We start from the raw sequence: 523 nt of genomic DNA on the forward strand, positions 1-523 counted from the left end.
CGGCTCGACGATGGCAGCCAGCTGCAGGCACGCATCGCCATTGCCGCCGACGGTGCCCAGTCCACGCTGCGCGAACTGGCCGGGCTGCACGTCGAGCGCCACGACTACGGGCAGCGTGGCGTGGTCGGCTACGTCGCGACGGAACACGGCCACGAAGACACCGCCTGGCAGCGGTTCCTGCCGACCGGGCCGCTGGCGTTCCTGCCCTGTGGCGACGGGTCCAGTTCCATCGTCTGGACCCTGCCCGATGCCGAAGCCGCGCGCGTGCTCGCGCTCGACGACGAAGCGTTCGGCCGCGAGCTGACGCGTGCCTTCGATGCACGCCTGGGTGCCGCCAGGCCGCTGTCGACGCGGGCGGCCTTCCCGCTGCGCCGGCAACTGGTGTCATCGCAGGTGGGCGGGCGAGTGCTGGTGCTCGGCGACGCGGCGCACGTGGTGCATCCGCTCGCGGGCCAGGGCGTGAACCTCGGCTTGCGCGACGTCGCCGCGCTGGCGGCGATGGTCGGCGAAGCCAACCGCAACC

General features: G+C 73.0%; 1 protein-coding gene. It reads left to right on the forward strand.

Annotated features, from left to right (window positions below):
• On the forward strand, nt 1-523 hold a 523-nt coding region (locus tag QAA18_RS12185), incomplete at both ends, for an FAD-dependent monooxygenase (protein ID WP_279413290.1).

The sequence above is a fragment of the Luteimonas sp. 8-5 genome (genome assembly GCF_029763755.1).
GTDB lineage: Bacteria > Pseudomonadota > Gammaproteobacteria > Xanthomonadales > Xanthomonadaceae > Cognatiluteimonas.